Here is a 25,597-nt window from a genome sequence, read left to right on the forward strand (position 1 = left end):
CAGCGGTTCGCGTGTTGACTTGAAAGGAGGAAAGACCTGTGGGTCTCAATCTCGATGACAAGAAAGCCGTAGTGGCTGAGGTGTCGGCACAAGTGGCCAACGCCCAGACGATCGCGGTGGCCGAGTATCGCGGCATTGCGGTGGGCGATCTCACCACGCTGCGTGCCAAGGCCCGCGAGTCTGGCGTGTACCTGCGCGTGCTGAAGAACACCCTGGTCCGTCGTGCGATCGCCGGCACCCCGTTCGAGGGTCTGGCGGGTGAGCTGACCGGTCCGCTGATCTATGGCATCTCGGCCGATCCGGTCGCTGCTGCCAAGGTGCTCAACGACTTCGCCAAGGGTAACGACAAGATCGTCCTGCGCGCTGGTTCCTATGCGGGCAACACGCTCGACAAGGCCGGTGTGCAAGCGCTCGCCTCGATCCCGAGCCGCGAGGAGCTGCTCGCCAAGCTGCTGGGCGTCATGCAGGCGCCGGTCTCCGGCATGGCCGGTGTGCTCGCAGCCCTCGCCAAGAAGCGCGAGGAAGAAGGCGCTGCCGCCTGATCGCGACATCCCGCTACGAAAGTTTTCGCAAAAATATCGATTCTGGAGTGATTTGAAATGGCAATCAGCAAAGAAGACATCCTGGAAGCCGTTGCTGGCATGACCGTGATGGAACTGAACGACCTGGTCAAGGCGTTCGAAGAGAAGTTCGGCGTGTCCGCTGCCTCGCTGGCCGTGGCTGCCCCGGGTGCCGGCGCTGCCGCTGCCCCGGTTGAAGAGAAGACCGAATTCGACGTCGTGCTGCTCGAAGCCGGCGCCAAGAAGGTCGAGGTCATCAAGGTCGTCCGTGCCGCTACCGGCCTGGGCCTGAAGGAAGCCAAGGACCTGGTCGACGGCGCGCCGAAGACCGTGAAGGAAGCTGCGCCGAAGGCCGACGCCGAAGCGCTGAAGAAGCAACTGGAAGAAGCTGGCGCGAAGGTCGAAATCAAGTAATATTCGACTTCCCAGCGGGGCTGGCACTCTTCGGAGTGCCGGCCCTTTCGTGCTTTGTAATCGAGATTGCGGCCAGGTCCGCGATCGTCGATGGCAGGCCAGAGCGTTTGCCGATCGTCCGGCCGGGTTTGCAGTCTGACTGTCCGCTGCCGGAAACGCCCGAACGTTGTGTCCTGTCTTTCCGATGTTAGCCCTCTAGCCGGAGCATCCATGGCGTATTCCTACACCGAAAAGAAACGTATCCGCAAGAGCTTCGCCAAGCGCGCGGCCGTGCTCGATGCGCCTTTCCTGCTCGCCACGCAGATCGAGTCCTTCGCTGAATTCCTGCAGGCGGACACCCCGCCCGAGGCCCGCCGCAACCAGGGTCTGCAGGCAGCGTTCACCTCGATCTTCCCGATCTCGAGCCACAGCGGCAACGCCCGACTCGAGTACGTCCAGTACATGCTGGGCGAACCCGCCTTCGACGTGAAGGAATGCCAGCAGCGCGGCCTGACCTTCGCGTCGCCGCTGCGCGCGCGCGTGCGCCTGGTGATCATGGATCGCGAGGCGCCCAAGGAGACCATCAAGGAGGTCAAGGAGCAGGAGGTCTACATGGGCGAGATCCCGCTCATGACCACCACCGGTTCCTTCGTCATCAACGGCACCGAGCGCGTCATCGTGTCGCAGCTGCACCGTTCGCCGGGCGTGTTCTTCGAGCACGACCGCGGCAAGACCCACTCGTCGGGCAAGCTGCTGTTCTCGGCGCGCATCATCCCCTACCGTGGTTCGTGGCTTGACTTCGAGTTCGACCCCAAGGACTACCTGTACTTCCGAGTCGACCGTCGCCGCAAGATGCCGGTCACCATCCTGCTGCGCGCGATCGGGATGACCCCGGAAGAGATTCTCGCGACCTTCCACGACACCGACACCTTCCACCTTCAGGGCGAGGGCGCGCAGTTCGAACTCGTGCCCGAGCGCCTGCGCGGTGAAGTCGCGCGCTTCGACATCACGACGGGCGACGGCAAGATCATCGTCGCGCGCGAGAAGCGCATCACCTCCAAGCACATCCGCGAGATCGACCAGGCCGGCGTCAAGACCATGGCGGTGCCGGACGACTTCATCCTCGGTCGCGTGATCGCCAACAACATCGCCGATCCGGCCACCGGCGAACTGCTCGCCCGTGCCAACGACGAGATCACCGAGGATCTGCTCGACAAGCTGCGCCTGGCCGGCGTCACCGAGCTGCGCACGCTGTACATCAACGACCTCGATCGCGGCGGCTATATCTCGCAGACCCTGCGCATCGACGAAACGGCCGACCAGTGGGCCGCCAAGGTCGCGATCTACCGCATGATGCGTCCGGGCGAGCCGCCCACCGAAGACGCGGTCGAGGGCCTCTTCAACGGTCTGTTCTACGCCGAAGAGCGCTACGACCTGTCGTCGGTCGGCCGCATGAAGTTCAATCGCCGTGCCTATCCCGAGAAGATCGACGACAAGGCGCCGGGCTGGCTCAAGCGCTTCCACGAGCGCGTGGGCCCGCAGGGCGAGGACGGCCCCGGCGTCCTGGTCAATGAGGACATCCTCGCGGTGGTTGGCGTGCTCGTCGAGCTGCGCAACGGCCGTGGCGAGATCGACGACATCGACCACCTCGGCAACCGCCGCGTGCGTTCGGTGGGCGAGCTGGCGGAGAACCAGTTCCGCGCCGGCCTGGTGCGCGTCGAGCGCGCGGTCAAGGAGCGTCTGTCGCAGGCCGAATCCGACAACCTGATGCCGCACGACCTGATCAACGCCAAGCCGATCTCGGCCGCGATCAAGGAGTTCTTCGGCTCCAGCCAGCTGTCGCAGTTCATGGACCAGACCAACCCGCTGTCCGAGATCACGCACAAGCGTCGCGTCTCGGCGCTCGGCCCGGGCGGTCTGACGCGCGAGCGCGCCGGCTTTGAGGTGCGCGACGTGCACCCGACGCACTACGGCCGCGTGTGCCCGATCGAGACCCCGGAAGGTCCGAACATCGGCCTCATCAACTCGCTCGCCGTGTATGCGCGTACCAACCGCCATGGCTTCCTGGAGACGCCGTACCGCAAGGTGATCGACGGCAAGGTCACCGACCAGATCGATTTCCTGTCGGCGATCGAGGAAGGCCAATACGTGATCGCGCAGGCGAACGCCGAGATCGACGACGCGGGCATGCTCGCCGGCGACCTGGTGTCCTGCCGCCACAAGGGCGAATTCCTGCTCGCCACCTCGGACATGGTTCAGTACATGGACGTGGCGCCGGGCCAGATCGTCTCGGTCGCGGCCTCGCTGATTCCGTTCCTCGAGCATGACGACGCGAACCGCGCACTGATGGGCGCCAACATGCAGCGCCAGGCCGTGCCCTGCCTGCGTCCCGAGAAGCCGCTGGTGGGCACCGGCATCGAGCGCCGCGTCGCGGTCGACTCGGGCACCGCGGTGCAGGCGACCCGTGGCGGCATCGTGGACTACGTGGATGCGAACCGGGTCGTGATCCGGGTCAACGACGACGAGACCCTGCCGGGTGAAGTCGGCGTCGACATCTACAACATGATCAAGTACACCCGCTCCAACCAGAACACCAACATCAACCAGCGTCCGGTGGTGAGGGTGGGCGACCGTATCGCCAAGGGCGACGTGGTGGCCGACGGTGCATCGACGGATCTCGGCGAGCTCGCGCTCGGCCAGAACATGCTGGTCGGCTTCATGCCCTGGAACGGCTACAACTTCGAGGACTCGATCCTCATCTCCGAGCGCGTCGTTGCAGACGACCGCTTCACCTCGATCCACGTCGAGGAACTCACGGTCGTCGCCCGCGACACCAAGCTCGGACCCGAGGAGATCACCCGCGACATCGCGTCGCTGGGCGAGGCGCAGCTGTCGCGCCTGGACGAGTCGGGCATCGTGTACATCGGCGCCGAGGTCGAGGCCGGCGACGTGCTGGTCGGCAAGGTGACGCCCAAGGGCGAGACCCAGCTGACGCCGGAAGAGAAGCTGCTGCGCGCGATCTTCGGCGAGAAGGCCTCCGACGTGAAGGACACCTCGCTGCGCGTGCCTTCGGGCATGGTCGGCACGGTGATCGACGTGCAGGTGTTCACCCGCGAAGGGATCGAGCGCGACAAGCGTGCGCAGTCGATCATCGACGACCAGCTGCGCAGCTTCAAGACCGATCTCGCCGACCAGATGCGCATCGTCGAGCGCGACGCCTTCGCGCGTATCCGCCGCATGATCGTGGGTCAGGTCGCCAACGGCGGCCCGAAGAAGCTCGCCAAGGGTACCGCGCTCACCGACGCCTATCTCGATGGCCTCGAGCTCTACCACTGGTTCGACATCCGTCTCGCCGACGAGACCCTGGCGATGCAACTCGAGGCGGTGCGTGAAGGCCTCGAGAACACCCGCAAGGACTTCGAGCAGGCCTTCGAGATCAAGAAGAAGAAGCTCACCCAGGGCGACGAATTGCCCCCGGGCGTGCAGAAGATGGTCAAGGTTTACCTCGCGGTGAAGCGTCGCCTGCAACCGGGTGACAAGATGGCCGGCCGCCACGGCAACAAGGGTGTGGTGTCGAAGATCGTTCCGGTCGAGGACATGCCCTACATGGAAGACGGCACGCCGCTCGACATCGTGCTCAACCCGCTCGGCGTGCCGTCGCGGATGAACATCGGCCAGATCCTCGAGACGCACCTCGGCTGGGCGGCGAAGGGCCTTGGCCAGCAGATCGACAAGATGCTGCAGGCCCAGGCCTCGGCGCAGGAGCTGCGCGGCTTCCTCGAGCAGATCTACAACGGCAGCGGCAAGCCGGAAACGCTGGGTGAGCTCGACGATGGCGACGTGCGCGAGCTCGCGACCAACCTCAAGAAGGGCGTGCCCTTCGCGACCCCGGTGTTCGACGGTGCCAAGGAAGAGGAGATCCAGAAGATGCTGGAGCTCGCGGGCCTGCCCACCGGTGGCCAGGTCACCCTCTACGACGGGCGCACCGGCGAAGCCTTCGAGCGCAAGGTCACCGTGGGCTACAAGCACGTGCTGAAGCTGCACCACCTGGTCGACGACAAGATGCACGCGCGTTCGACCGGTCCGTACTCGCTCGTCACCCAGCAGCCGCTGGGCGGCAAGGCGCAGTTCGGCGGCCAGCGTTTCGGCGAGATGGAAGTGTGGGCGCTGGAAGCCTATGGCGCGGCCTACACGCTGCAGGAGATGCTGACGGTCAAGTCCGACGACGTGACCGGCCGGACCAAGGTGTACGAAAACATCGTCAAGGGCGAGCACAAGATCGATTCCGGCATGCCGGAGTCCTTCAACGTGCTGGTGAAGGAAATCCGCTCGCTCGCGATCGACATCGATCTCGATCGCGGATGAGCTGCCTGTTTCCTTCCCTGTAACCCGCCTGCGATTGAATCCCGGGGTCGCCGCGCATGATGCGGCGATCCGGATGGAGTGATAGATGAAAAGCCTGCTCGCTGACCTGTTCAAGCAAACCCTGCCGAACGAGGAAGAGTTCGACGCGATCACCATCGGCCTCGCCTCGCCCGACAAGATCCGTTCGTGGTCCTACGGTGAGGTCAAGAAGCCCGAGACCATCAACTACCGGACCTTCAAGCCCGAGCGCGACGGTCTGTTCTGCGCCAAGATCTTTGGCCCGGTCAAGGACTACGAGTGCCTGTGCGGCAAGTACAAGCGCCTCAAGCACCGCGGCGTGATCTGCGAGAAGTGCGGCGTCGAGGTGACCCTGTCGAAGGTGCGCCGCGAGCGCATGGGTCACATCGAGCTGGCCTCGCCGGTCGCCCACATCTGGTTCCTGAAGAGCCTGCCGAGCCGTCTCGGCATGGTGCTCGACATGACCCTGCGCGACATCGAGCGCGTGCTGTATTTCGAGGCCTTCGTCGTCGTCGAGCCGGGCATGACCCCGCTCAACCGCGGCCAGCTGCTGACCGAGGACGACTACCTCGCCAAGGTCGAGGAGTACGGTGACGAGTTCGACGCGGTGATGGGCGCGGAGGGCATCGGCTCGCTGCTGCGCACGCTCGACATCAACCTCGAGGTCGAGAAGCTGCGTGGCGACCTCGAGACCACCAACTCCGAAGCCAAGATCAAGAAGTTCTCCAAGCGCCTGAAGGTGCTCGAGGCCTTCCAGCAGTCGGGCATCAAGCCCGAGTGGATGGTGCTCGAGGTGCTGCCGGTGCTGCCGCCCGACCTGCGCCCGCTGGTGCCGCTGGACGGTGGCCGCTTCGCGACCTCGGACCTGAACGACCTCTACCGCCGCGTCATCAACCGCAACAACCGCCTCAAGCGCCTGCTCGAGCTCAAGGCGCCCGACATCATCGTGCGCAACGAGAAGCGCATGCTGCAGGAAGCCGTCGACTCGCTGCTCGACAACGGCCGCCGCGGCAAGGCCATGACCGGCGCCAACAAGCGTCCGCTGAAGTCGCTGGCCGACATGATCAAGGGCAAGGGCGGTCGCTTCCGCCAGAACCTGCTCGGCAAGCGGGTGGACTACTCGGGCCGTTCGGTCATCGTCGTGGGTCCGACGCTCAAGCTGCACCAGTGCGGCCTGCCCAAGCTGATGGCGCTCGAGCTGTTCAAGCCCTTCATCTTCAACAAGCTCGAGCTGATGGGGCTGGCGACGACCATCAAGCAGGCCAAGAAGATGGTCGAGACCCAGGAGCCGGTGGTGTGGGACATCCTCGAAGAGGTGATCCGCGAGCATCCGGTGATGCTGAACCGCGCCCCGACCCTGCACCGCCTCGGCATCCAGGCCTTCGAGCCGGTGCTGATCGAAGGCAAGGCGATCCAGCTCCACCCGCTGGTGTGCGTCGCGTTCAACGCCGACTTCGACGGCGACCAGATGGCCGTCCACGTCCCGCTGTCGCTCGAGGCGCAGATGGAAGCCCGCACCCTGATGCTGGCCTCCAACAACGTGCTGTCGCCCGCCAACGGCGAGCCGATCATCGTGCCGTCGCAGGACATCGTGCTCGGCCTGTACTACGCCACCCGTGAAGGCGTGAACGTGCCGGGCGAAGGCATGATCTTCACCGACGTGTCGGAAGTGAAGCGCGCCTACGAGTCCGGTCAGATCGCGCTCCATGCGCGCGTCACCGTGCGCCTGAAGGAAGCCGACCTCGGCCCCAACGGCGAGCGCATCGAGAAGGTCGTGCGCCACAACACGACCGCCGGCCGTGCCATCCTGTCCGAGATCCTGCCTGCCGGGCTGCCTTTCAGCGTCATCGACAAGCCGCTGAAGAAGAAGGAAATCTCCAAGCTGATCAACGCCTCGTTCCGCCGCTGCGGCCTGCGCGCGACGGTGATCTTCGCCGACAAGCTGATGCAGTTCGGCTACGGCCTGGCCACCCGCGCCGGCCTGTCGATCGCGGTCAAGGACATGCTGGTGCCGAATGCCAAGCACGAGCTGATCCGCGCCGCCGAAGCCGAAGTCAAGGAGATCGCCCAGCAGTACACCTCGGGCCTCGTGACCGACGGCGAACGCTACAACAAGGTCGTGGACATCTGGGGCCGCTGCGGCGACCAGGTCGCCAAGGCGATGATGGAGCAGCTCGGCTCGGAGGAAGTCGTCAACCGCGAAGGCAAGACCGTCCGCCAGGAGTCGTTCAACTCGATCTACATGATGGCCGACTCGGGCGCGCGTGGTTCCGCCGCCCAGATCCGCCAGCTCGCCGGCATGCGCGGCCTGATGGCCAAGCCGGACGGCTCGATCATCGAGACGCCGATCACGACCAACTTCCGCGAAGGCCTGAACGTTCTGCAGTACTTCATCTCGACGCACGGCGCCCGCAAGGGTCTGGCGGATACCGCGCTGAAGACCGCGAACTCCGGCTACCTGACCCGCCGCCTGGTCGACGTGACGCAGGACCTCGTCGTGATCGAGGACGACTGCGGTACGCGCGAAGGCTTCAACATGAAGGCGCTGATCGAGGGCGGCGAGGTCGTCGAGCCGCTGCGCGAGCGCATTCTCGGCCGCGTCTGCGTCGAGGACATCGTCAACCCCGAGAACCAGGAAACCGTGATCGAGGCGGGCAGCCTGCTCGACGAGGACGCGGTCGAGCTGATCGAGAGCCTCGGCGTGGACGAGGTCAAGGTGCGCACGCCGCTCACCTGCGAGACCCGCTACGGTCTGTGCGCCAAGTGCTACGGCCGCGACCTGGGCCGCGGCTCGATGGTCAACGTCGGCGAGGCGGTGGGCGTGATCGCCGCGCAGTCGATCGGCGAGCCGGGTACGCAGCTCACCATGCGTACCTTCCACGTCGGTGGCGCGGCGTCGCGAGCTGCCGCCGCGAGCGGGGTCGAGGCCAAGTCGGCGGGCTCGATCCGTTTCGCCGGCAACATGCGCTACGTCTCCAACGCCAAGGGCGAGAAGATCGTCATCGCACGCTCGGCCGAGCTGGTCGTTGCGGACGATCTCGGTCGCGAGCGCGAGCGCCACAAGCTGCCCTACGGTGCGCTGCTGATGGTTGACGACGGTGCGCCGGTCAAGGCCGGTGCGCAGCTGGCGTCCTGGGACCCGCACACGCGCCCGATCGTCACCGAGTACGCTGGTACGGTGAAGTTCGAGAACGTCGAGGAAGGGGTCACGGTCGCCAAGCAGATCGACGAGGTCACGGGCCTGTCCACGCTGGTCGTGATCGACGCCAAGCGGCGCTCCACCACCGGCACCACCAAGGGCGTGCGTCCGCAGGTGAAGCTGCTCGACGACAGCGGCGAGGAGGTCAAGATCGCCGGCACCGAGCACTCGGTGGCGATCACCTTCCAGGTCGGCTCGCTGATCACGGTGAAGGACGGCCAGCAGATCAACGTTGGCGACATCCTGGCGCGCATTCCGCAAGAATCCGCCAAGACCCGCGACATCACCGGCGGTCTGCCGCGCGTGGCCGAGCTCTTCGAGGCGCGCGCGCCCAAGGATGCCGGCATGCTCGCCGAGTACACCGGTACGGTGTCCTTCGGCAAGGAGACCAAGGGCAAGCAGCGTCTCGTGATCACCGAGCCGGACGGCACCTCGCACGAGTTCCTGATCCCGAAGGACAAGCACCTCATGGTCCACGACGGTCAGGTGGTGAACAAGGGCGAACTCATCGTCGACGGTCCGGCCGATCCGCACGACATCCTGCGTCTGCAGGGCATCAGCGAGCTGGCGCGTTACATCATCGACGAGGTGCAGGACGTGTATCGCCTGCAGGGCGTGAAGATCAACGACAAGCACATCGAGGTCATCGTCCGCCAGATGCTGCGCCGCGTGGTCATCACCGATGCCGGCGATACCAAGTTCATCCGCGAGGAGCAGGTCGAGCGCTCCGAGGTGCTGGACGAGAACGACCGCATCGACGCCGAAGGCAAGCTGCCGGCCCAGTACGAGAACGTGCTGCTCGGCATCACCAAGGCTTCGCTGTCGACCGACTCCTTCATTTCGGCGGCCTCGTTCCAGGAGACCACCCGCGTCCTCACCGAGGCGGCGATCATGGGCAAGCGCGACGAACTGCGCGGCCTGAAGGAGAACGTCATCGTCGGTCGCCTGATCCCGGCCGGTACCGGTCTCGCCTACCACCGCAGCCGCAAGGCCCAGGAGCAGGGCGTGGATCTGGGTCCGGATCACGCCTGGGCGCCGGCGCAGGAAGTGGTGGAATCGCAGCAGGACATCGAGGCGAGTTGACTTTCGGGCCAGCCTCGGACTAAACTCCGGCCTCTTTTTTGTGGACTGACCAATCGTAGTCAGTCGCAGCCGGAATAATCCGCCCGCGGCGGCCCATGGTGGGCTGCCGCGGTCTTATGGGAAATTCTTAAGCTATGCCAACAATCAATCAGCTTGTCCGCAAGCCGCGCCAGATGGAAGTTGCCAAGAGCAAGGTTCCGGCGCTCGAGGCCTGCCCGCAGAAGCGCGGCGTCTGCACGCGCGTGTACACCACGACCCCGAAGAAGCCGAACTCGGCGCTGCGTAAGGTCGCCAAGGTCCGTCTCACCAATGGCTTCGAGGTCATCTCGTACATCGGCGGTGAAGGCCACAACCTCCAGGAGCACTCGGTCGTGCTGATCCGTGGCGGTCGTGTGAAGGACTTGCCGGGTGTGCGCTATCACATCGTCCGTGGCTCCCTCGACCTTCAGGGCGTCAAGGATCGTAAGCAGTCGCGCTCGAAGTACGGTGCCAAGCGCCCGAAGAAAGCTTGATTGTTGCTCCAGAAAAATTAGCGAGAGGTTGTCATGCCGCGTCGTCGTGAAGTACCCAAGCGCGAGGTTCTGCCGGATCCGAAGTTCGGAAACCAGGATGTCTCGAAGTTCATCAACGTGATCATGCAGTCGGGCAAGAAGTCCGTCGCTGAGAGCATCGTCTACGGTGCCTTCGATCACATTTCGGCCAAGTCCGGCAAGGATCCGCTCGAGGTTTTCTCGACTGCGGTCTCGAACGTGAAGCCGGTGGTGGAAGTCAAGAGCCGCCGCGTCGGTGGTGCCAACTACCAGGTTCCTGTCGAAGTGCGTCCGTCGCGTCGCATGGCTCTGTCGATGCGTTGGCTGCGCGAGGCTGCGCGCAAGCGTGCCGAGAAGTCGATGGCCCAGCGTCTCGCGGGTGAGCTCCTCGAGGCGGCGGAAGGCCGCGGCTCCGCCATGAAGAAGCGCGAAGAAGTGCATCGCATGGCCGAAGCCAACAAGGCGTTCTCGCACTACCGCTTCTGATTTTCTTCGCTAGCGGTAAATCGGGCCCTGCAAAGGGCTCGAATGTTTTCTAACGCACAGAACAGTTCATCGCGCCCACGGGCGCGCATAACGGAAGGCAGGTATAACGTGGCTCGCAAGACTCCCATCGAGCGTTACCGCAACATCGGTATCTCCGCTCACATCGACGCCGGTAAGACGACTACCACCGAGCGCATCCTTTTCTACACTGGCGTGAGCCACAAGCTGGGTGAGGTGCACGACGGCGCAGCGACCACCGACTGGATGGTGCAGGAGCAGGAGCGTGGCATCACCATCACCTCCGCCGCGGTGACCTGCTTCTGGAAGGGGATGGACAATTCCTTCCCCGAGCATCGCTTCAACATCATCGACACCCCGGGACACGTCGACTTCACCATCGAGGTGGAGCGTTCGATGCGTGTGCTCGACGGTGCGTGCATGGTGTATTGCGCGGTGGGTGGTGTGCAGCCCCAGTCCGAGACCGTGTGGCGCCAGGCGACCAAGTACAAGGTGCCCCGTCTCGCCTTCGTGAACAAGATGGACCGTTCGGGCGCCAACTTCTTCAAGGTCGTCGACCAGATGAAGACGCGCCTGAAGGCCAATCCGGTTCCGGTGGTCATCCCCATCGGCGCCGAGGACAGCTTCAAGGGCGTGGTCGACCTGCTCAAGATGAAGGCGATCATCTGGGACGAGGCTTCCCAGGGCATGAAGTTCGAGTACCACGACATTCCTGCCGAGCTGGTCGAGACCGCCGAGGAATGGCGTGCGAACATGGTCGAGGCTGCCGCCGAGGCAAACGAAGACCTGATGAACAAGTACCTCGAGGAAGGCGAGCTTTCCGAGGAAGAGGTGATCGCCGGCCTGCGCGCGCGCACGCTGTCGTGCGAGATCCAGCCGATGCTGTGTGGTACCGCCTTCAAGAACAAGGGCGTGCAGCGCATGCTCGACGCGGTCATCCAGTACCTCCCGTCGCCGATCGACATCCCGCCGGTCGCGGGTGTGGATGATGACGAGAAGGAAGTCGTGCGCTACGCGAAGGATGACGAGAAGTTCTCCGCGCTGGCGTTCAAGCTGATGACCGACCCCTTCGTCGGCCAGCTGACCTTCATTCGCGTGTACTCGGGCGTCCTCGAGTCGGGTTCCACCGTGCTGAACTCGGTGAAGAACAAGAAGGAGCGCATCGGCCGCATCCTGCAGATGCACGCCAACGATCGTGAAGAGATCAAGGAAGTGCTGGCCGGCGACATCGCTGCCGTGGTCGGTCTGAAGGACGTGACCACCGGTGAGACCCTCTGCGACGTCTCCGCCCCGGTGATCCTCGAGCGCATGGTGTTCCCGGATCCGGTGATCCACGTCGCCGTCGAGCCCAAGACCAAGAGCGACCAGGAGAAGATGGGTCTCGCGCTCGGTCGCCTCGCCGCGGAAGATCCCTCGTTCCGCGTTCGTACCGACGAGGAATCCGGCCAGACGATCATCTCGGGCATGGGTGAGCTGCACCTGGAGATCATCGTTGACCGCATGAAGCGCGAGTTCAACGTGGAAGCGAACGTCGGTGCGCCTCAGGTGGCCTACCGCGAGACCATCCGCAAGGCCGCGATGGATGTGGAAGGCAAGTTCGTCAAGCAGTCTGGCGGTCGCGGCCAGTACGGCCACGTGGTGATCAACCTCGAGCCGGCCGAACAGGGCAAGGGCTACGAGTTCGTCGATGCCGTCAAGGGCGGCGTCGTGCCGCGCGAGTACATCCCGGCGGTCGACAAGGGTATCCAGGAGACCCTGCCGAACGGCGTGCTTGCCGGCTTCCCGGTGGTGGACGTCAAGGTGACGCTGCACTTCGGTTCGTACCACGACGTCGACTCGAACGAGAACGCGTTCAAGATGGCCGGCTCGATGGCGTTCAAGGACGCCATGCGCAAGGCCAGCCCGGTTCTGCTCGAGCCGATGATGGCGGTGGTGGTCGAGACTCCGGAAGACTACATGGGCAACGTCATGGGCGACCTGTCGGGTCGTCGCGGCATCGTCCAGGGCATGGATGACATCCCGGGTGGCATGAAGGAGATCAAGGCCGAGGTCCCGCTGGCCGAGATGTTCGGTTACGCTACCCAGCTGCGCTCGCTGACCCAGGGTCGTGCGACCTACTCGATGGAGTTCAAGCACTACTCGGAAGCGCCGAAGAGCGTGGCCGAAGCCGTCATCAGCAGCCGCAAGTAACCCAGACAACGCAACCGTCTTTCAGCAACCTCAATACAAGGACCCGAGAACATGGCGAAGGGTAAGTTCGAACGTACCAAACCGCACGTGAACGTCGGCACGATCGGCCACGTTGACCACGGCAAGACCACGCTGACCGCTGCGATCACCACGATCCTGTCGAAGAAGTTCGGCGGCGAGGCGAAGGCTTATGACCAGATCGACGCGGCGCCGGAAGAGAAGGCGCGCGGCATCACCATCAACACCGCGCACGTCGAGTACGAGACCGCCACGCGCCACTACGCGCACGTGGATTGCCCGGGTCACGCCGACTACGTGAAGAACATGATCACCGGTGCCGCCCAGATGGACGGCGCGATCCTGGTGTGCTCGGCCGCTGACGGCCCGATGCCGCAGACCCGCGAGCACATCCTGCTGGCGCGTCAGGTCGGTGTGCCGTACATCATCGTGTTCCTGAACAAGTGCGACATGGTCGACGACGAAGAGCTGCTCGAGCTCGTCGAGATGGAAGTGCGCGAGCTGCTGTCGAAGTACGACTTCCCGGGCGACGATATTCCCATCGTCAAGGGTTCGGCGCTGAAGGCGCTCGAGGGTGACCAGTCCGACATCGGCGAGCCGGCGATCTTCCGCTTGGCCGACGCGCTCGACAGCTACATCCCGACGCCGGAGCGTGCGATCGACAAGCCCTTCCTGCTGCCGATCGAGGACGTGTTCTCGATCTCGGGCCGCGGCACCGTGGTGACCGGTCGCGTCGAGCGCGGCATCGTCAAGGTTGGTGAGGAAATCGAGATCGTCGGCATCCGTCCGACCGTCAAGACCACCTGCACCGGCGTGGAAATGTTCCGCAAGCTGCTCGACCAGGGTCAGGCGGGCGACAACGTCGGCGTGCTGCTGCGCGGCACCAAGCGTGAGGACGTCGAGCGCGGCCAGGTGCTGTGCAAGCCGGGCTCGATCACCCCGCACACCCACTTCACCGGCGAGATCTACGTGCTGTCGAAGGAAGAGGGCGGCCGTCACACGCCGTTCTTCAACAACTACCGTCCGCAGTTCTACTTCCGCACCACGGACGTGACCGGTTCGATCTCGCTGCCCGAAGGCACCGAGATGGTCATGCCGGGCGACAACGTGTCGATCACCGTCAAGCTGATCGCCCCGATCGCCATGGAAGAAGGCCTGCGCTTCGCGATCCGCGAAGGTGGTCGCACCGTCGGCGCCGGCGTCGTCGCCAAGATCATCGAGTAAGTGCTCGATCCCGGGGCGGTCGGTTCGCCGCCGCCCCGCCCGCTCTTTGCGCTCTTTTTCGCTGTACCAGCTCTTTAGGAAAAAACCATGCAGAACCAGAAGATCCGCATCCGCCTCAAGGCCTTCGACTATCGCCTGATCGATCAGTCGGCTCTGGAGATCGTCGATACCGCCAAGCGCACCGGCGCCGTCGTCCGTGGTCCCGTGCCGCTGCCGACCCGCATCGAGCGCTTCGACCTGCTGCGTTCGCCGCACGTCAACAAGGCCTCGCGCGACCAGATGGAGATCCGCACCCATCAGCGTCTGATGGACATCATCGACCCGACCGACAAGACGGTCGATGCGCTGATGAAGCTGGACCTGCCCGCGGGCGTGGATGTCGAGATCAAGCTCCAGTAAGCACGCCCTGCTTGCGGAAGTTTGGAACAGGCCGGTATAATCCGGCCTTTGTGCCTTTTGGCGCAATAATTGTGACCCCCGGTCAATCGCAACCGGGATTCAGGAGAAAAAAATGAGTCTAGGCCTTGTAGGACGCAAGGTCGGCATGACTCGCATCTTCGCTGAGGATGGCAAGACCATCCCGGTGACGGTGCTTGACGTGTCGGACAATCGTGTGTCCCAGATCAAGACGGTCGAAACCGACGGCTACGCCGCGGTTCAGGTCGCTTATGGCAAGCGCCGCGCCAGCCGGATCACCAAGCCGGTCGCGGGTCATCTCGCCAAGGCGGGTGTCGAGCCCTGCCGCGGTATCAAGGAGTTCCGTGTCGAGGCCGAGCAGGCCGGCGGCATGAATGCCGGCGATGCGATCGGTGCGGATCTCTTCCAGGTCGGCCAGAAGGTCGATGTCACCGGTGTGACGATCGGTAAGGGCTTCTCGGGTCCGATCAAGCGTCACAACTTCTCGTCGAACCGCGCCTCTCACGGTAACTCGATCTCGCACAACTCCCCGGGTTCCATCGGTATGGCCCAGGATCCGGGTCGTGTGTTTCCCGGCAAGCGCATGGCGGGCCAGTACGGCAACGTGCAGCGCACCACGCAGGGTCTCGAGATCGTTCGTGTGGATGTCGAGCGCCAGCTCCTTCTCGTGAAGGGTGCGGTGCCGGGTGCCAAGGGTGGCGACGTCGTCGTCCGTCCGGCGGTCAAGGCCTGAGGAGCGCGCAATGGAACTGAAACTCTTGAATGAGCAGGGTCAGGCTGCGTCGACGCTCGAGGCGTCCGATGTGCTGTTTGGCCGTGACTACAACGAAGCCCTGGTGCACCAGGTGGTGACCGCCTACATGGCGAATGCCCGTTCCGGCAATCGCAAGCAGAAGGGTCGCTCCGAGATCGCCAAGTCCACCCGCAAGCCGTTCCGTCAGAAGGGTACGGGCAACGCCCGCGCCGGTATGGCGTCGAGCCCGTTGTGGCGTGGGGGCGGCAAGATCTTCCCGAACACTCCGGATGAGAACTTCAGCCAGAAGGTCAATCGCAAGATGTACCGCGCCGGCGTTGCTGCGATCCTGTCGCAGCTCGCGCGTGAAGACCGTCTGGCGGTGGTGGAGGACTTCAGCGTCGAGGCGCCGAAGACCCGTCTGCTGTCTCAGAAGCTGAAGGGGATGGGTCTGGACTCGGTCCTGGTCATCACCGACGAAATCGATGAGAACCTGTTCCTCTCCTCGCGCAACCTCCACCAGGTGCTGGTGCTGGAAGTCAACGAGGCGGATCCGGTGTCGCTCGTGCGTTTCCCGAAGGTGCTCGTCACCAAGGGTGCACTGGCGAAGATGGAGGAAGCGTGGCAATGAGCGCGATCAGTCAGGAACGTCTGCTGCAGGTGCTGCTCGCTCCGCAGATTTCCGAAAAGGCGACCTTCGTCGCCGACAAGAACGAGCAGGTGGTGTTCAAGGTCGCGTCCGACGCAACCAAGCCCGAGGTGAAGGCGGCGGTCGAGTCGCTGTTCAAGGTCGAGGTCAAGTCGGTCCAGATCCTGAACGTCAAGGGCAAGGCCAAGCGTTTTGGCAAGACCATGGGTCGTCGCAAGGACTGGAAGAAGGCCTTCGTCTGCCTGAAGCCCGGCCAGGAAATCAACTTTGCGGCTGGGGAGTGATAGATCATGGCAATCATCAAACTGAAGCCCACTTCTGCCGGCCGACGCGCTCAGGTCAAGGTGGTGAACCCGGATCTGTACAAGGGTCGCCCGGTCGCCGCGCTGGTTGAGAAGCAGAGCAAGAACGCCGGTCGTAACAACTACGGTCGCGTGACGATGCGCCACCAGGGTGGTGGTCACAAGCAGCACTATCGCCTGGTCGATTTCCGTCGCAACAAGGACGGGATCCCGGCGAAGGTCGAGCGTATCGAGTACGACCCGAACCGTTCCGCGCACATCGCGCTGCTGTGCTACGCCGATGGCGAGCGCCGTTACATCATCGCGCCGCGCGGCGTCGAGGTCGGTCAGCAGCTGATCAGCGGCTCGGAAGCGCCGATCAAGCCGGGCAATGCCCTGCCGATCCGCAACATTCCGGTCGGCTCGACGATTCACTGCATCGAGATGGTTCCCGGCAAGGGCGCCCAGATCGCGCGTGCGGCGGGCACCTCGGTTCAGCTGCTTGCCCGTGAGGGTTCGTACGCCCAGCTGCGCCTGCGCTCTGGCGAGATTCGTCGCGTGCATGTCGAGTGCCGCGCCACCATCGGCGAAGTCGGCAACGAAGAGCACGGTCTGCGCAAGATCGGCAAGGCTGGTGCCAACCGCTGGCGTGGCATTCGCCCGACCGTGCGTGGTGTCGCGATGAACCCGGTCGACCACCCGCATGGTGGCGGCGAGGGCCGTACTGGCGAGGCGCGCGAACCGGTCAGCCCGTGGGGTACGCCGGCGAAGGGTTATCGGACGCGTTCGAACAAGCGCACCGACAACATGATCGTGCAGCGTCGTCACAAGCGTTAAGGGGTAAAAGATGGCACGTTCTATCAAGAAAGGCCCGTTCATCGACGCGCACCTCCTCAAGAAGGTTGACGCCGCTCGGACGAGCAACGACAAGCGCCCGATCAAGACCTGGTCGCGCCGCTCCACGATCCTGCCCGACTTCATCGGCCTGACGATCGCGGTGCATAACGGCAAGCAGCACATTCCGGTATTCGTGACCGAGAACATGGTCGGTCACAAGCTCGGCGAGTTCGCGCTGACGCGTACCTTCAAGGGTCACGCCGCCAGCAAGAAGGCCAAGCGGTAAGGGGACGACATGGAAACCAAAGCTATTCTCCGTGGCGTTCGGCTGTCGGCCCAGAAGGGCCGTCTGGTGGCCGATCTGGTCCGCGGCAAGCCCGTCGATCAGGCGCTCAACACGCTCGCCTTCTCGCCCAAGAAGGGCGCGAAGATCATCCGCAAGGTGCTCGAGTCCGCGATCGCGAACGCCGAGCACAACGACGGCGCCGACATCGACACGCTGAAGGTCAAGACCATTCACGTGGAAGAGGGCATGACGCTCAAGCGCTTCACCGCGCGTGCGAAGGGTCGCGGCAACCGCATCCTGAAGCCCACCTGCCACGTCTACCTGACCGTTGGCGAGTAAGGAGTAAACATGGGTCAGAAAATCCATCCTACCGGGTTCCGCCTCGCCGTCACGCGTGACTGGGGTTCGCGCTGGTTTGCGAACAGCAAGGACTTCGCCGGCATGCTGCACGAGGACCTGAAGGTTCGCGACTACCTGAAGAAGCGCCTGGCGCACGCCTCGGTCGGCCGCGTGCTGATCGAGCGTCCCGCGAAGAACGCCCGCATCACCCTGTTCAGCGCCCGCCCCGGTGTCGTCATCGGCAAGAAGGGCGAGGACATCGAGGCGCTCAAGCGCGATCTGCAGAAGATCGTCGGCGTGCCCGTGCATGTGAATATCGAGGAAGTGCGCAAGCCCGAGCTCGATGCGAAGCTGATCGCGGACTCGATCGCGCAGCAGCTCGAGAAGCGCATCATGTTCCGTCGCGCGATGAAGCGTGCGATGCAGAACGCCATGCGCCTCGGTGCGCAAGGCATCAAGATCATGAGTGCCGGTCGTCTGAATGGCGCCGAGATCGCCCGTACCGAGTGGTACCGCGAGGGTCGCGTGCCGCTGCACACCCTGCGTGCCAACATCGACTACGGTGTCTCCGAAGCCAAGACCACCTACGGCGTGATCGGTATCAAGGTGTGGGTGTTCAAGGGCGAGATGCTGGGCCGCAACGAGCAGCCCGTCGCCGCCGAGCCCGAGGCCGATAACCGTCGTGGCCGTCGTGGCGCCCCGCGTGACGGCGAAGGCCGTCCGGGTCGCCGTCCCGCCCGTCGTGGCGAAGGCCGGCAAGAAGAAAGCAGGAGTGAATGATGCTGCAGCCGACTAGAAGGAAGTATCGGAAGGAGCAGAAGGGTCGCAACACCGGCGTCGCCACCCGCGGCGCCAAGGTGTCGTTCGGCGAGTACGGGCTCAAGGCCGTCGGCCGTGGCCGTCTGACCGCGCGTCAGATCGAGTCGGCGCGTCGTGCGATGACCCGTCACATCAAGCGTGGCGGTCGCATCTGGATCCGCATTTTCCCGGACAAGCCGATCTCGAAGAAGCCGGCCGAAGTCCGTATGGGTAACGGTAAGGGTAACCCCGAGTACTGGGTCGCCGAGATCCAGCCGGGCAAGGTGCTCTACGAGATGGACGGGGTTGACGAGGCGCTGGCGCGCGAGGCGTTCCGCCTGGCTGCTGCCAAGCTGCCGATCGAAACCGTGTTCGTTACCCGACTGATTGGGGGTTGAACATGAAGGCAACGGATCTGCGCGCCAAGAGCGCCGATGAGTTGAACAAGGAATTGCTCGAGCTGCTTAAGGCGCAGTTTTCGCTGCGCATGCAGCACGCCACCCAGCAGCTGGGCAATACGAGTCAGATCGGGAAGGTTCGTCGCGACATCGCGCGCGTCCGCACCATCCTGCGCGAAAAGGCAGGTCAGCAATGAGCGAACAAGTTGAAAAGGTTCGTCGCGCGCTGGTTGGGCGTGTGGTGAGCGACAAGATGCAGAAGACGGTCACCGTCCTCGTCGAGCGCCGGGTCAAGCACCCGCTGTACGGCAAGATCATCACCCGCTCGGCCAAGTATCACGCGCACGTGGAAGATGGCATTGCCGCCCAGGGCGACCTCGTCGAAATCGAGGAGTGCCGCCCGATCTCGCGCACCAAGACCTGGCGTGTCGCCAAGGTGCTCGAGAAGGCACGCATCATCTGATCAGAGTTACTGGCAGGTCGCAAAAAACGGCTTGGCGCTCCGGCGTCAGGCTGTTATACTTTTGCCTCTTTGCTCCGGGGCTCGCTCGGGGCATCCTACCCTGACGGGTTCCAAGACTGTCCGCGAATGCGGGATAAGTTGGAGATACTTTCATGATTCAAATGCAGTCCAAACTGGACGTGGCCGACAACTCCGGCGCACGCTCGGTGATGTGCATCAAGGTCCTGGGTGGTTCGAAGCGCCGCTACGCCGGCGTGGGCGACATCATCAAGGTCACCGTGAAGGATGCTGCGCCGCGCGGTCGTGCGAAGAAGGGCGATGTCTACAACGCGGTCGTCGTGCGCACTGCGAAGGGCGTTCGTCGTCCCGACGGTTCGCTCATCAAGTTCGACAACAATGCGGCCGTGCTTCTGAACAACAAGCTCGAGCCGATCGGCACCCGCATCTTCGGGCCGGTCACGCGCGAGCTGCGCACCGAGCGGTTCATGAAGATCGTCTCGCTGGCGCCCGAAGTGCTCTGAGGAGTCGATAGATGAACAAGATCCGCAAGGGTGACGAAGTTGTGGTGCTGACGGGCAAGGATCGCGGCCGTCGTGGCACCGTGCTGCGCCGCGTTGATGATGAGCGCGTCGTGGTCGAGGGTGTGAATCGTGTGAAGAAGCACGTGCGCCCGAACCCGCTGAAGGGTGAAGTGGGTGGCATCGTCGAGAAGGAGATGCCGATCCATGTGTCGAACGTCGCGCTGTTCAATCCCGCCACCCAGAAGGGTGATCGTGTCGGGATCAAGACGCTTGAGGACGGCCAGAAGGTCCGTTTCTTCAAGTCGAACGGCGAGCTGGTGAACGCCTAAGGAGTGACGATGGCTCGCTTGCAACAAGTTTACAAGGACGAAGTGGCGCCGGCGCTCAAGCAGCAGTTCGGCTACAAGTCCCCGATGGAAGTGCCGCGCATCACCAAGATCACCCTGAACATGGGTGTCGGTGAAGCGGTCGGCGACAAGAAGATCCTCGAGCACGCGCTCGGCGACATGACCAAGATCGCGGGTCAGAAGCCGGTGGCGACCAAGGCGCGCAAGTCGATCGCGGGCTTCAAGATTCGCGACGGCTATCCGATCGGCTGCATGGTCACGCTGCGTGGGCCGCGCATGTTCGAATTCCTCGATCGCCTGATCACCATCGCGCTGCCGCGCGTGCGTGACTTCCGCGGTATCGCTGCGAAGGGTTTCGATGGTCGTGGCAACTACAACCTCGGTGTCAAGGAACAGATCATTTTCCCTGAGATCGAGTACGACAAGATCGACGCGCTGCGCGGGATGAACATCAGCATCACGACGACGGCGAAGACCGACGAGGAGGCCCGTGCGCTCCTCGCCGCGTTCAAGTTCCCGTTCAAGAATTGAGGGTGATATGGCGAAACTCGCTCTGATCAACCGCGAAGCGAAGCGTGCCAAGCTGGTGGAGAAATTTGCCGCCAAGCGCGCCGCCCTGGTCGCGAAGGTCAAGGACACCAGTCTGTCCGAAGAAGAACGCATGGCTGCCCGCCTGGCCCTGCAGCAACTGCCGCGCAACGCCAACCCGACTCGCCAGCGTAATCGCTGCGCGCTGACCGGGCGCCCGCGTGGTGTCTTCCGCAAGTTCGGTCTGTGCCGCAACAAGCTGCGCGAGATCGCTTTCCGCGGCGAAGTGCCTGGCATGACCAAGGCGAGCTGGTAAGGAGAATTCGAAGATGAGTATGTCCGATCCGATCGCCGACATGCTGACGCGTATCCGCAACGGCCAGCAGGCCCAGAAGGTTTCGGTTTCGATGCCTTCTTCCAAGCTGAAGGTTGCGATCGCCAAGGTGTTGCAGGACGAAGGTTACATCGACGGCTTTGCCGTTCGTGACGAAGCCGGCAAGGCTTCGCTCGATGTGACGCTCAAGTACTACGCCGGCCGTCCGGTCATTGAGCGCCTTGAGCGCGTGAGCCGTCCCGGCCTGCGTGTCTACAAGGGTAGCGACGAGCTGCCGCGCGTGATGAACGGCCTGGGTGTGGCCATTGTTTCCACGCCGCGTGGCGTGATGACCGATCGTTCCGCGCGTGCCAATCGCGTCGGCGGCGAAGTCATCTGCCTGGTCGCCTAAGGGGGAAGCGATGTCTCGTGTAGCCAAGAATCCGGTGGCGATCCCGCAGGGTGTGGAAGTGATGATTTCCGACGCCGAGATCGCCGTGAAGGGCCCGCTGGGTACGCTCCGTCAGCCGCTGAGCGGTTCGGTGCATGTCGTGCGCGAAGGCGACGCGATCGTCTGCAAGGCGCGTGACGGTGCCGACAACGCCCGGGCGATGTCCGGCACGGTGCGGGCGCTGGTGAATAACATGGTGACCGGCGTGACCAAGGGCTTCGAGCGCAAGCTCAACCTGGTCGGCGTGGGTTACCGTGCTCAGGCGCAGGGCGACAAGCTCAACCTCTCGCTCGGTTTCTCGCATCCGGTGATTCATCAGATGCCTGAAGGCGTGAAGGTCGAGACTCCGTCCCAGACCGAGATCGTGATCAAGGGTACCGACAAGCAGAAGGTCGGCCAGGTCGCTGCCGAGGTGCGTGCCTACCGCGCTCCCGAGCCCTACAAGGGCAAGGGCGTCCGTTATTCGGACGAGGTGGTGGTGCTCAAGGAAACCAAGAAGAAGTAAGGCGGTTCGTCATGAACAAGAAAGAAACTCGTCTTCGCCGTGCGCGCAAAACTCGCGCCAAGATTGCGGAGCTCAAGGCGGTTCGCCTGACGGTGTTCCGGTCCAACTGCCACATCTACGCCCAGGTCATCTCGGGTTGCGGCTCCCGCGTGCTCGCGGCAGCCTCGACCGTCGAGGCCGACGTCCGCTCGCAGGTCGCCAACGGCGGCAACAAGGCTGCGGCAGAGCTGGTCGGCAAGCTGATTGCCGAGCGCGCCAAGGCCGCCGGCATCGAGCAGGTCTCCTTCGACCGCTCGGGCTTCCTGTATCACGGCCGCGTGAAGGCGCTGGCCGAGGCCGCCCGCGAAGGCGGCCTCAAGTTCTAAGCGAGGATTCGAATGGCTAAGCAGCAAACCAAACGTGCGCAAGCCTCCGACGAGCGCGATGACGGCCTGCGGGAGAAGATGGTCGCGATCAATCGCGTGACCAAGGTCGTCAAGGGCGGCCGCATCCTCGGCTTTGCGGCGCTCACCGTGGTCGGCGACGGCGATGGCGCGATCGGCATGGGCAAGGGCAAGTCCCGCGAGGTGCCGGTGGCGGTGCAGAAGGCGATGGACGAAGCGCGTCGGAAAATGCGCAAGGTGTCCCTCAAGAACGGCACCCTCCAGCACACCGTGATCGGCAAGCACGGCGCGGCCTCGGTGCTGATGCAGCCCGCTCCGGCCGGTACCGGCATCATCGCCGGCGGCCCGATGCGCGCCGTCTTCGAGGTGATGGGCGTGACCGACGTGATCTGCAAGTGCATCGGTTCGGCCAATCCGTACAACGTCGTCCGCGCCACGATCAATGGCCTGATGGCGATCAACACCCCGGCGGAGATTGCAGCCAAGCGCGGCAAGACCGTCGAAGAAATCCTGGGGTAAGCGATGTCGGACAAGAAAATCAAGGTGACGCTCGTCAAGAGCGTTATCGGCACCAAGCAGTCGCACCGCGCGACCGTGCGCGGGCTCGGCCTGCGCCGCATGCACCACACCGTTGAACTGGCGGATACGCCGGAAGTTCGCGGGATGGTCAACAAGGTGTCCTACCTGGTCAAGTGCGAGGGTTGATATGCGCCTGAATACCATCAAGCCCGGTGAAGGCTCCAAGAAGGTCGCGCGCCGCGTCGGTCGCGGCATCGGCAGCGGCCTGGGCAAGACCTGCGGTCGCGGCCACAAGGGTCAGAAGTCGCGTGCCGGCGGTTTCCACAAGGTCGGCTTCGAGGGCGGTCAGATGCCGCTCCAGCGTCGGCTGCCGAAGCGTGGTTTCGTGTCGCTGACGCGTGCCCGCAACGTCGAGGTGCGCCTGTCGGAACTCGACAAGCTGCCGGTTGACGAGATCGACCTGCTGACGCTGAAGCAGGCCGGCGTGATCGCCGCCGACGCGCTGTCGGCCAAGGTCGTGCTGTCGGGCGCCATCAGCCGCAAGGTTGTGCTGCGCGGTATCGGTGCGACCCAGGGTGCCAAGGCAGCGATCGAAGCTGCCGGCGGTTCCGTGGCGGCCGAGTAAGCAAGGGAAACCGTTGTGGCGAATCCTGCTGCCACGCTGGGAAGCACCGGCAAGTTCGGCGACCTGAAACGGCGCCTGCTTTTCCTGGTGGGCGCGCTGATCGTGTATCGGATCGGCGCGCACATTCCGGTTCCGGGTATCGACCCGCAGGGGCTGGCCGAGTTGTTCCAGTCCCAGCAGGGCGGCATCCTGGGCGTGTTCAACCTGTTCTCGGGCGGCGCGCTGTCGCGTTTCACCATCTTTGCGCTGGGCATCATGCCCTACATCTCCGCGTCCATCATCATGCAGTTGATGACCGTGGCGGTGCCTCAGCTCGAGGCGCTGAAGAAGGAAGGCGAGGCGGGTCGGCGCAAGATCACGCAGTACACCCGCTATGGGACGCTGGCGCTGGCGCTGGCGCAGTCGCTGGGCATCGCGATCGCGCTCGAGGGGCAACCCGGTCTGGTGCTCGAACCTGGCGTGATGTTCCGCTTCGTGACGGTGGCCACGCTGGTGACCGGGACCATGTTCCTGATGTGGCTGGGTGAGCAGATCACCGAGCGTGGCATCGGCAACGGCATCTCGATCATCATCTTCGCGGGCATCGTGGCGGGGCTGCCGAGTGCGATCGGTGGCTTGTTCGAACTGGTGCGTACCGGGGCGATGCATCCCTTCACGGCGCTCTTCATCTGCATCCTCGTGGTGCTCGTGACGGGGTTCGTGGTGTTCGTCGAGCGGGGTCAGCGCAAGATTCTGGTGAATTACGCCAAGCGGCAGGTCGGCAACAAGGTGTATGGCGGGCAAAGCTCCCATCTGCCGCTGAAGCTGAACATGTCAGGCGTGATCCCGCCGATCTTCGCGTCGAGCATCATCCTGTTCCCGGCAACCCTGGGGCAGTGGTTCGGCTCCTCCGAGGGGATGTACTGGCTGCGTGACATCGCCTCGACGCTGTCGCCGGGTCAGCCGATCTACGTGATGCTGTACGCCGTCGCGATCGTGTTTTTCTGCTTCTTTTACACGGCGCTGGTGTTCAACGCCCGCGAGACGGCGGACAACCTGAAGAAGAGCGGGGCCTTCGTTCCCGGGATTCGTCCCGGTGACCAGACCGCGCGTTACATCGACAAGATTCTCATGCGGCTGACGCTTGCCGGGGCGGTGTATATCACCCTGGTCTGCCTGCTGCCCGAGTTCCTGATCCTGAAGTGGAACGTCCCGTTCTATTTCGGTGGCACCTCGCTGCTGATCATCGTCGTGGTGACGATGGACTTCATGGCCCAGGTTCAGGCGTTCGTGATGTCGCATCAGTACGAGAGTCTGCTGAAGAAAGCGAATTTCAAGGGGGCGGGTTTCCCGGGCAGGTAAGTCCATGGCGAAGGAAGATGTCATCGAGATGCAGGGTGAGGTCACCGAGAACCTTCCCAATGCAACATTCCGCGTCAGGCTCGAGAACGGTCACATGGTCCTTGGACACATTTCCGGAAAGATGCGCATGCACTACATACGCATTCTTCCCGGGGACAAGGTGACCGTTCAGCTCACCCCCTACGACCTGACCAAGGGCCGGATCGTGTTCCGGACCAAGTGAAGATTAGAGAAACAGGAGCAAGACCATGAGAGTCCAGGCATCGGTTAAGCGGCTTTGCCGCAACTGCAAGATCATCCGCCGCAAGGGTGTGGTTCGCGTCATTTGCAGCGATCCGCGGCACAAGCAACGCCAGGGTTGATCAGTTCAACTTAAGGCTTTAGAATTTAACGTTTTTCGCTTTGGGGTATACGGATGGCCCGTATTGCTGGGGTAAACATTCCCAATCACAAGCATGCCGAGATCGCGCTGACCGCCATCTATGGGATCGGCCGTTCGCGTGCTCAGAAGATTTGCGACGCTGCCGGAATCCAGCGTTCGGTCAAGATCAAGGATCTTACCGAGTCGGACATGGAGAAGCTGCGTGACGAAGTCGGTCGCTTCGTTGTCGAGGGTGACCTGCGTCGTGAAGTGACGATGAACATCAAGCGACTGATGGATCTGGGCTGCTACCGCGGCGTCCGTCATCGTCGCGGCCTGCCGATGCGTGGTCAGCGTACCCGCACCAACGCCCGCACCCGCAAGGGCCCGCGCAAGGCGATCGCCGGCAAGAAGTAAT

General features: G+C 63.6%; 33 protein-coding genes. All 33 read left to right on the forward strand.

Annotated elements, in window-relative coordinates; all coding sequences use genetic code 11:
- Positions 1-38 precede the first annotated feature (38 nt).
- A complete protein-coding gene (gene rplJ, locus AAG895_RS04650; protein ID WP_345794384.1) occupies positions 39-542 on the forward strand; it encodes a 50S ribosomal protein L10 in 504 nt (167 codons plus the stop codon).
- Between the two features lie 63 nt (positions 543-605).
- On the forward strand, positions 606-974 hold the full coding sequence (rplL, locus tag AAG895_RS04655; protein ID WP_345795227.1) for a 50S ribosomal protein L7/L12: 369 nt from the start codon (positions 606-608) through the stop codon (positions 972-974).
- Positions 975-1,184: 210 nt separating this feature from the next.
- Positions 1,185-5,318 carry a DNA-directed RNA polymerase subunit beta gene (rpoB, locus tag AAG895_RS04660; RefSeq protein ID WP_345794385.1) on the forward strand — a complete coding sequence of 1,378 codons (4,134 nt, stop codon included), beginning with the start codon at positions 1,185-1,187 and terminating at the stop codon, positions 5,316-5,318.
- 85 nt (positions 5,319-5,403) lie between these two features.
- On the forward strand, positions 5,404-9,618 hold the full coding sequence (gene rpoC / locus AAG895_RS04665) for a DNA-directed RNA polymerase subunit beta' (protein ID WP_345794386.1): 4,215 nt from the start codon (positions 5,404-5,406) through the stop codon (positions 9,616-9,618).
- A 134-nt stretch (positions 9,619-9,752) separates the two neighbouring features.
- A complete protein-coding gene (gene rpsL / locus AAG895_RS04670) occupies positions 9,753-10,130 on the forward strand; it encodes a 30S ribosomal protein S12 (RefSeq protein ID WP_002931569.1) in 378 nt (125 codons plus the stop codon).
- 33 nt (positions 10,131-10,163) lie between these two features.
- Positions 10,164-10,634, forward strand: a complete 471-nt coding sequence (gene rpsG, locus AAG895_RS04675) for a 30S ribosomal protein S7 (protein WP_345794387.1) — start codon at positions 10,164-10,166, stop codon at positions 10,632-10,634.
- 108 nt (positions 10,635-10,742) lie between these two features.
- A complete protein-coding gene (gene fusA / locus AAG895_RS04680) occupies positions 10,743-12,842 on the forward strand; it encodes an elongation factor G (protein WP_345794388.1) in 2,100 nt (699 codons plus the stop codon).
- A 51-nt stretch (positions 12,843-12,893) separates the two neighbouring features.
- Entirely contained in the window at positions 12,894-14,084 is a 1,191-nt protein-coding gene (gene tuf, locus AAG895_RS04685) for an elongation factor Tu (protein WP_345794389.1), read from the forward strand.
- Between the two features lie 87 nt (positions 14,085-14,171).
- Positions 14,172-14,483 (forward strand): 30S ribosomal protein S10, encoded by a 312-nt coding sequence (rpsJ, locus tag AAG895_RS04690; RefSeq protein WP_002931577.1) that lies wholly within the window; start codon positions 14,172-14,174, stop codon positions 14,481-14,483.
- Positions 14,484-14,595: 112 nt separating this feature from the next.
- Entirely contained in the window at positions 14,596-15,234 is a 639-nt protein-coding gene (gene rplC, locus AAG895_RS04695) for a 50S ribosomal protein L3 (protein ID WP_345794390.1), read from the forward strand.
- 10 nt (positions 15,235-15,244) lie between these two features.
- Positions 15,245-15,865 (forward strand): 50S ribosomal protein L4, encoded by a 621-nt coding sequence (gene rplD / locus AAG895_RS04700; RefSeq protein WP_345794391.1) that lies wholly within the window; start codon positions 15,245-15,247, stop codon positions 15,863-15,865.
- A gap of 5 nt (positions 15,866-15,870) precedes the next feature.
- Positions 15,871-16,167 (forward strand): 50S ribosomal protein L23, encoded by a 297-nt coding sequence (gene rplW, locus AAG895_RS04705; protein ID WP_269745256.1) that lies wholly within the window; start codon positions 15,871-15,873, stop codon positions 16,165-16,167.
- Between the two features lie 6 nt (positions 16,168-16,173).
- Positions 16,174-17,001: a 50S ribosomal protein L2 gene (gene rplB, locus AAG895_RS04710; RefSeq protein ID WP_345794392.1), complete on the forward strand. Its 828-nt coding sequence runs from the start codon at positions 16,174-16,176 to the stop codon at positions 16,999-17,001.
- Between the two features lie 10 nt (positions 17,002-17,011).
- Positions 17,012-17,287, forward strand: a complete 276-nt coding sequence (gene rpsS, locus AAG895_RS04715; protein WP_004258198.1) for a 30S ribosomal protein S19 — start codon at positions 17,012-17,014, stop codon at positions 17,285-17,287.
- A 9-nt stretch (positions 17,288-17,296) separates the two neighbouring features.
- On the forward strand, positions 17,297-17,626 hold the full coding sequence (rplV, locus tag AAG895_RS04720; protein WP_281050842.1) for a 50S ribosomal protein L22: 330 nt from the start codon (positions 17,297-17,299) through the stop codon (positions 17,624-17,626).
- Positions 17,627-17,635: 9 nt separating this feature from the next.
- Positions 17,636-18,406, forward strand: a complete 771-nt coding sequence (rpsC, locus tag AAG895_RS04725; protein WP_345794393.1) for a 30S ribosomal protein S3 — start codon at positions 17,636-17,638, stop codon at positions 18,404-18,406.
- Positions 18,406-18,822: a 50S ribosomal protein L16 gene (gene rplP / locus AAG895_RS04730; RefSeq protein ID WP_345795228.1), complete on the forward strand. Its 417-nt coding sequence runs from the start codon at positions 18,406-18,408 to the stop codon at positions 18,820-18,822. The genes rpsC and rplP overlap by 1 nt, the downstream gene beginning before the upstream one ends.
- 2 nt (positions 18,823-18,824) lie before the next feature.
- The gene (rpmC, locus tag AAG895_RS04735) at positions 18,825-19,019 is read left to right on the forward strand and encodes a 50S ribosomal protein L29 (protein WP_345794394.1); all 195 of its coding nucleotides are present in this window, start codon (positions 18,825-18,827) and stop codon (positions 19,017-19,019) included.
- Positions 19,016-19,285 carry a 30S ribosomal protein S17 gene (rpsQ, locus tag AAG895_RS04740; protein WP_281050845.1) on the forward strand — a complete coding sequence of 90 codons (270 nt, stop codon included), beginning with the start codon at positions 19,016-19,018 and terminating at the stop codon, positions 19,283-19,285. Before rpmC ends, rpsQ begins: the two co-directional genes overlap by 4 nt.
- A gap of 152 nt (positions 19,286-19,437) precedes the next feature.
- A complete protein-coding gene (gene rplN, locus AAG895_RS04745; protein ID WP_075148071.1) occupies positions 19,438-19,806 on the forward strand; it encodes a 50S ribosomal protein L14 in 369 nt (122 codons plus the stop codon).
- Between the two features lie 11 nt (positions 19,807-19,817).
- A complete protein-coding gene (gene rplX / locus AAG895_RS04750; protein WP_263460823.1) occupies positions 19,818-20,135 on the forward strand; it encodes a 50S ribosomal protein L24 in 318 nt (105 codons plus the stop codon).
- A gap of 9 nt (positions 20,136-20,144) precedes the next feature.
- Positions 20,145-20,684 carry a 50S ribosomal protein L5 gene (gene rplE, locus AAG895_RS04755; protein ID WP_345794395.1) on the forward strand — a complete coding sequence of 180 codons (540 nt, stop codon included), beginning with the start codon at positions 20,145-20,147 and terminating at the stop codon, positions 20,682-20,684.
- Positions 20,685-20,691: 7 nt separating this feature from the next.
- The gene (gene rpsN / locus AAG895_RS04760) at positions 20,692-20,997 is read left to right on the forward strand and encodes a 30S ribosomal protein S14 (protein ID WP_345794396.1); all 306 of its coding nucleotides are present in this window, start codon (positions 20,692-20,694) and stop codon (positions 20,995-20,997) included.
- Positions 20,998-21,010: 13 nt separating this feature from the next.
- Positions 21,011-21,406: a 30S ribosomal protein S8 gene (gene rpsH / locus AAG895_RS04765; protein ID WP_345794397.1), complete on the forward strand. Its 396-nt coding sequence runs from the start codon at positions 21,011-21,013 to the stop codon at positions 21,404-21,406.
- A gap of 10 nt (positions 21,407-21,416) precedes the next feature.
- Positions 21,417-21,950 (forward strand): 50S ribosomal protein L6, encoded by a 534-nt coding sequence (gene rplF, locus AAG895_RS04770; protein WP_345794398.1) that lies wholly within the window; start codon positions 21,417-21,419, stop codon positions 21,948-21,950.
- An 11-nt stretch (positions 21,951-21,961) separates the two neighbouring features.
- Entirely contained in the window at positions 21,962-22,315 is a 354-nt protein-coding gene (gene rplR / locus AAG895_RS04775) for a 50S ribosomal protein L18 (protein WP_345794399.1), read from the forward strand.
- 12 nt (positions 22,316-22,327) lie between these two features.
- A complete protein-coding gene (gene rpsE / locus AAG895_RS04780; protein WP_068638407.1) occupies positions 22,328-22,852 on the forward strand; it encodes a 30S ribosomal protein S5 in 525 nt (174 codons plus the stop codon).
- A 3-nt stretch (positions 22,853-22,855) separates the two neighbouring features.
- Positions 22,856-23,038: a 50S ribosomal protein L30 gene (gene rpmD / locus AAG895_RS04785; RefSeq protein WP_281050853.1), complete on the forward strand. Its 183-nt coding sequence runs from the start codon at positions 22,856-22,858 to the stop codon at positions 23,036-23,038.
- Position 23,039: 1 nt separating this feature from the next.
- The gene (gene rplO, locus AAG895_RS04790) at positions 23,040-23,477 is read left to right on the forward strand and encodes a 50S ribosomal protein L15 (RefSeq protein ID WP_345794400.1); all 438 of its coding nucleotides are present in this window, start codon (positions 23,040-23,042) and stop codon (positions 23,475-23,477) included.
- 15 nt (positions 23,478-23,492) lie between these two features.
- The gene (gene secY / locus AAG895_RS04795; protein ID WP_345794401.1) at positions 23,493-24,818 is read left to right on the forward strand and encodes a preprotein translocase subunit SecY; all 1,326 of its coding nucleotides are present in this window, start codon (positions 23,493-23,495) and stop codon (positions 24,816-24,818) included.
- 4 nt (positions 24,819-24,822) lie between these two features.
- The gene (infA, locus tag AAG895_RS04800) at positions 24,823-25,041 is read left to right on the forward strand and encodes a translation initiation factor IF-1 (protein ID WP_002931617.1); all 219 of its coding nucleotides are present in this window, start codon (positions 24,823-24,825) and stop codon (positions 25,039-25,041) included.
- 25 nt (positions 25,042-25,066) lie between these two features.
- Entirely contained in the window at positions 25,067-25,180 is a 114-nt protein-coding gene (gene rpmJ, locus AAG895_RS04805; RefSeq protein ID WP_002931619.1) for a 50S ribosomal protein L36, read from the forward strand.
- Between the two features lie 53 nt (positions 25,181-25,233).
- Positions 25,234-25,596 carry a 30S ribosomal protein S13 gene (gene rpsM, locus AAG895_RS04810; RefSeq protein ID WP_345794402.1) on the forward strand — a complete coding sequence of 121 codons (363 nt, stop codon included), beginning with the start codon at positions 25,234-25,236 and terminating at the stop codon, positions 25,594-25,596.
- Position 25,597: the final 1 nt, after the last annotated feature.

This window comes from Thauera sp. JM12B12 (genome assembly GCF_039614725.1).
In the GTDB taxonomy this organism is placed as follows: Bacteria; Pseudomonadota; Gammaproteobacteria; order Burkholderiales; family Rhodocyclaceae; genus Thauera.

Coding starts and splice junctions, on each gene's coding strand:
- rplP (WP_345795228.1), top strand. CDS start 18,406: ATGCTGCAGCCGACTAGAAGGAAGTATCGGAAGGAGCAGAAGGGTCGC.
- rpsC (WP_345794393.1), top strand. CDS start 17,636: ATGGGTCAGAAAATCCATCCTACCGGGTTCCGCCTCGCCGTCACGCGT.
- rplR (WP_345794399.1), top strand. CDS start 21,962: ATGAACAAGAAAGAAACTCGTCTTCGCCGTGCGCGCAAAACTCGCGCC.
- tuf (WP_345794389.1), top strand. CDS start 12,894: ATGGCGAAGGGTAAGTTCGAACGTACCAAACCGCACGTGAACGTCGGC.
- rpoB (WP_345794385.1), top strand. CDS start 1,185: ATGGCGTATTCCTACACCGAAAAGAAACGTATCCGCAAGAGCTTCGCC.
- rpsM (WP_345794402.1), top strand. CDS start 25,234: ATGGCCCGTATTGCTGGGGTAAACATTCCCAATCACAAGCATGCCGAG.
- rplB (WP_345794392.1), top strand. CDS start 16,174: ATGGCAATCATCAAACTGAAGCCCACTTCTGCCGGCCGACGCGCTCAG.
- rplE (WP_345794395.1), top strand. CDS start 20,145: ATGGCTCGCTTGCAACAAGTTTACAAGGACGAAGTGGCGCCGGCGCTC.
- rpmD (WP_281050853.1), top strand. CDS start 22,856: ATGTCGGACAAGAAAATCAAGGTGACGCTCGTCAAGAGCGTTATCGGC.
- rpsS (WP_004258198.1), top strand. CDS start 17,012: ATGGCACGTTCTATCAAGAAAGGCCCGTTCATCGACGCGCACCTCCTC.
- rpsE (WP_068638407.1), top strand. CDS start 22,328: ATGGCTAAGCAGCAAACCAAACGTGCGCAAGCCTCCGACGAGCGCGAT.
- rplO (WP_345794400.1), top strand. CDS start 23,040: ATGCGCCTGAATACCATCAAGCCCGGTGAAGGCTCCAAGAAGGTCGCG.
- rpmJ (WP_002931619.1), top strand. CDS start 25,067: ATGAGAGTCCAGGCATCGGTTAAGCGGCTTTGCCGCAACTGCAAGATC.
- rplX (WP_263460823.1), top strand. CDS start 19,818: ATGAACAAGATCCGCAAGGGTGACGAAGTTGTGGTGCTGACGGGCAAG.
- rpoC (WP_345794386.1), top strand. CDS start 5,404: ATGAAAAGCCTGCTCGCTGACCTGTTCAAGCAAACCCTGCCGAACGAG.
- infA (WP_002931617.1), top strand. CDS start 24,823: ATGGCGAAGGAAGATGTCATCGAGATGCAGGGTGAGGTCACCGAGAAC.
- rpsQ (WP_281050845.1), top strand. CDS start 19,016: ATGAGCGAACAAGTTGAAAAGGTTCGTCGCGCGCTGGTTGGGCGTGTG.
- rplF (WP_345794398.1), top strand. CDS start 21,417: ATGTCTCGTGTAGCCAAGAATCCGGTGGCGATCCCGCAGGGTGTGGAA.
- rplD (WP_345794391.1), top strand. CDS start 15,245: ATGGAACTGAAACTCTTGAATGAGCAGGGTCAGGCTGCGTCGACGCTC.
- rplV (WP_281050842.1), top strand. CDS start 17,297: ATGGAAACCAAAGCTATTCTCCGTGGCGTTCGGCTGTCGGCCCAGAAG.
- rpmC (WP_345794394.1), top strand. CDS start 18,825: ATGAAGGCAACGGATCTGCGCGCCAAGAGCGCCGATGAGTTGAACAAG.
- rpsG (WP_345794387.1), top strand. CDS start 10,164: ATGCCGCGTCGTCGTGAAGTACCCAAGCGCGAGGTTCTGCCGGATCCG.
- rpsJ (WP_002931577.1), top strand. CDS start 14,172: ATGCAGAACCAGAAGATCCGCATCCGCCTCAAGGCCTTCGACTATCGC.
- rpsL (WP_002931569.1), top strand. CDS start 9,753: ATGCCAACAATCAATCAGCTTGTCCGCAAGCCGCGCCAGATGGAAGTT.
- rplC (WP_345794390.1), top strand. CDS start 14,596: ATGAGTCTAGGCCTTGTAGGACGCAAGGTCGGCATGACTCGCATCTTC.
- rpsH (WP_345794397.1), top strand. CDS start 21,011: ATGAGTATGTCCGATCCGATCGCCGACATGCTGACGCGTATCCGCAAC.
- rplN (WP_075148071.1), top strand. CDS start 19,438: ATGATTCAAATGCAGTCCAAACTGGACGTGGCCGACAACTCCGGCGCA.
- rpsN (WP_345794396.1), top strand. CDS start 20,692: ATGGCGAAACTCGCTCTGATCAACCGCGAAGCGAAGCGTGCCAAGCTG.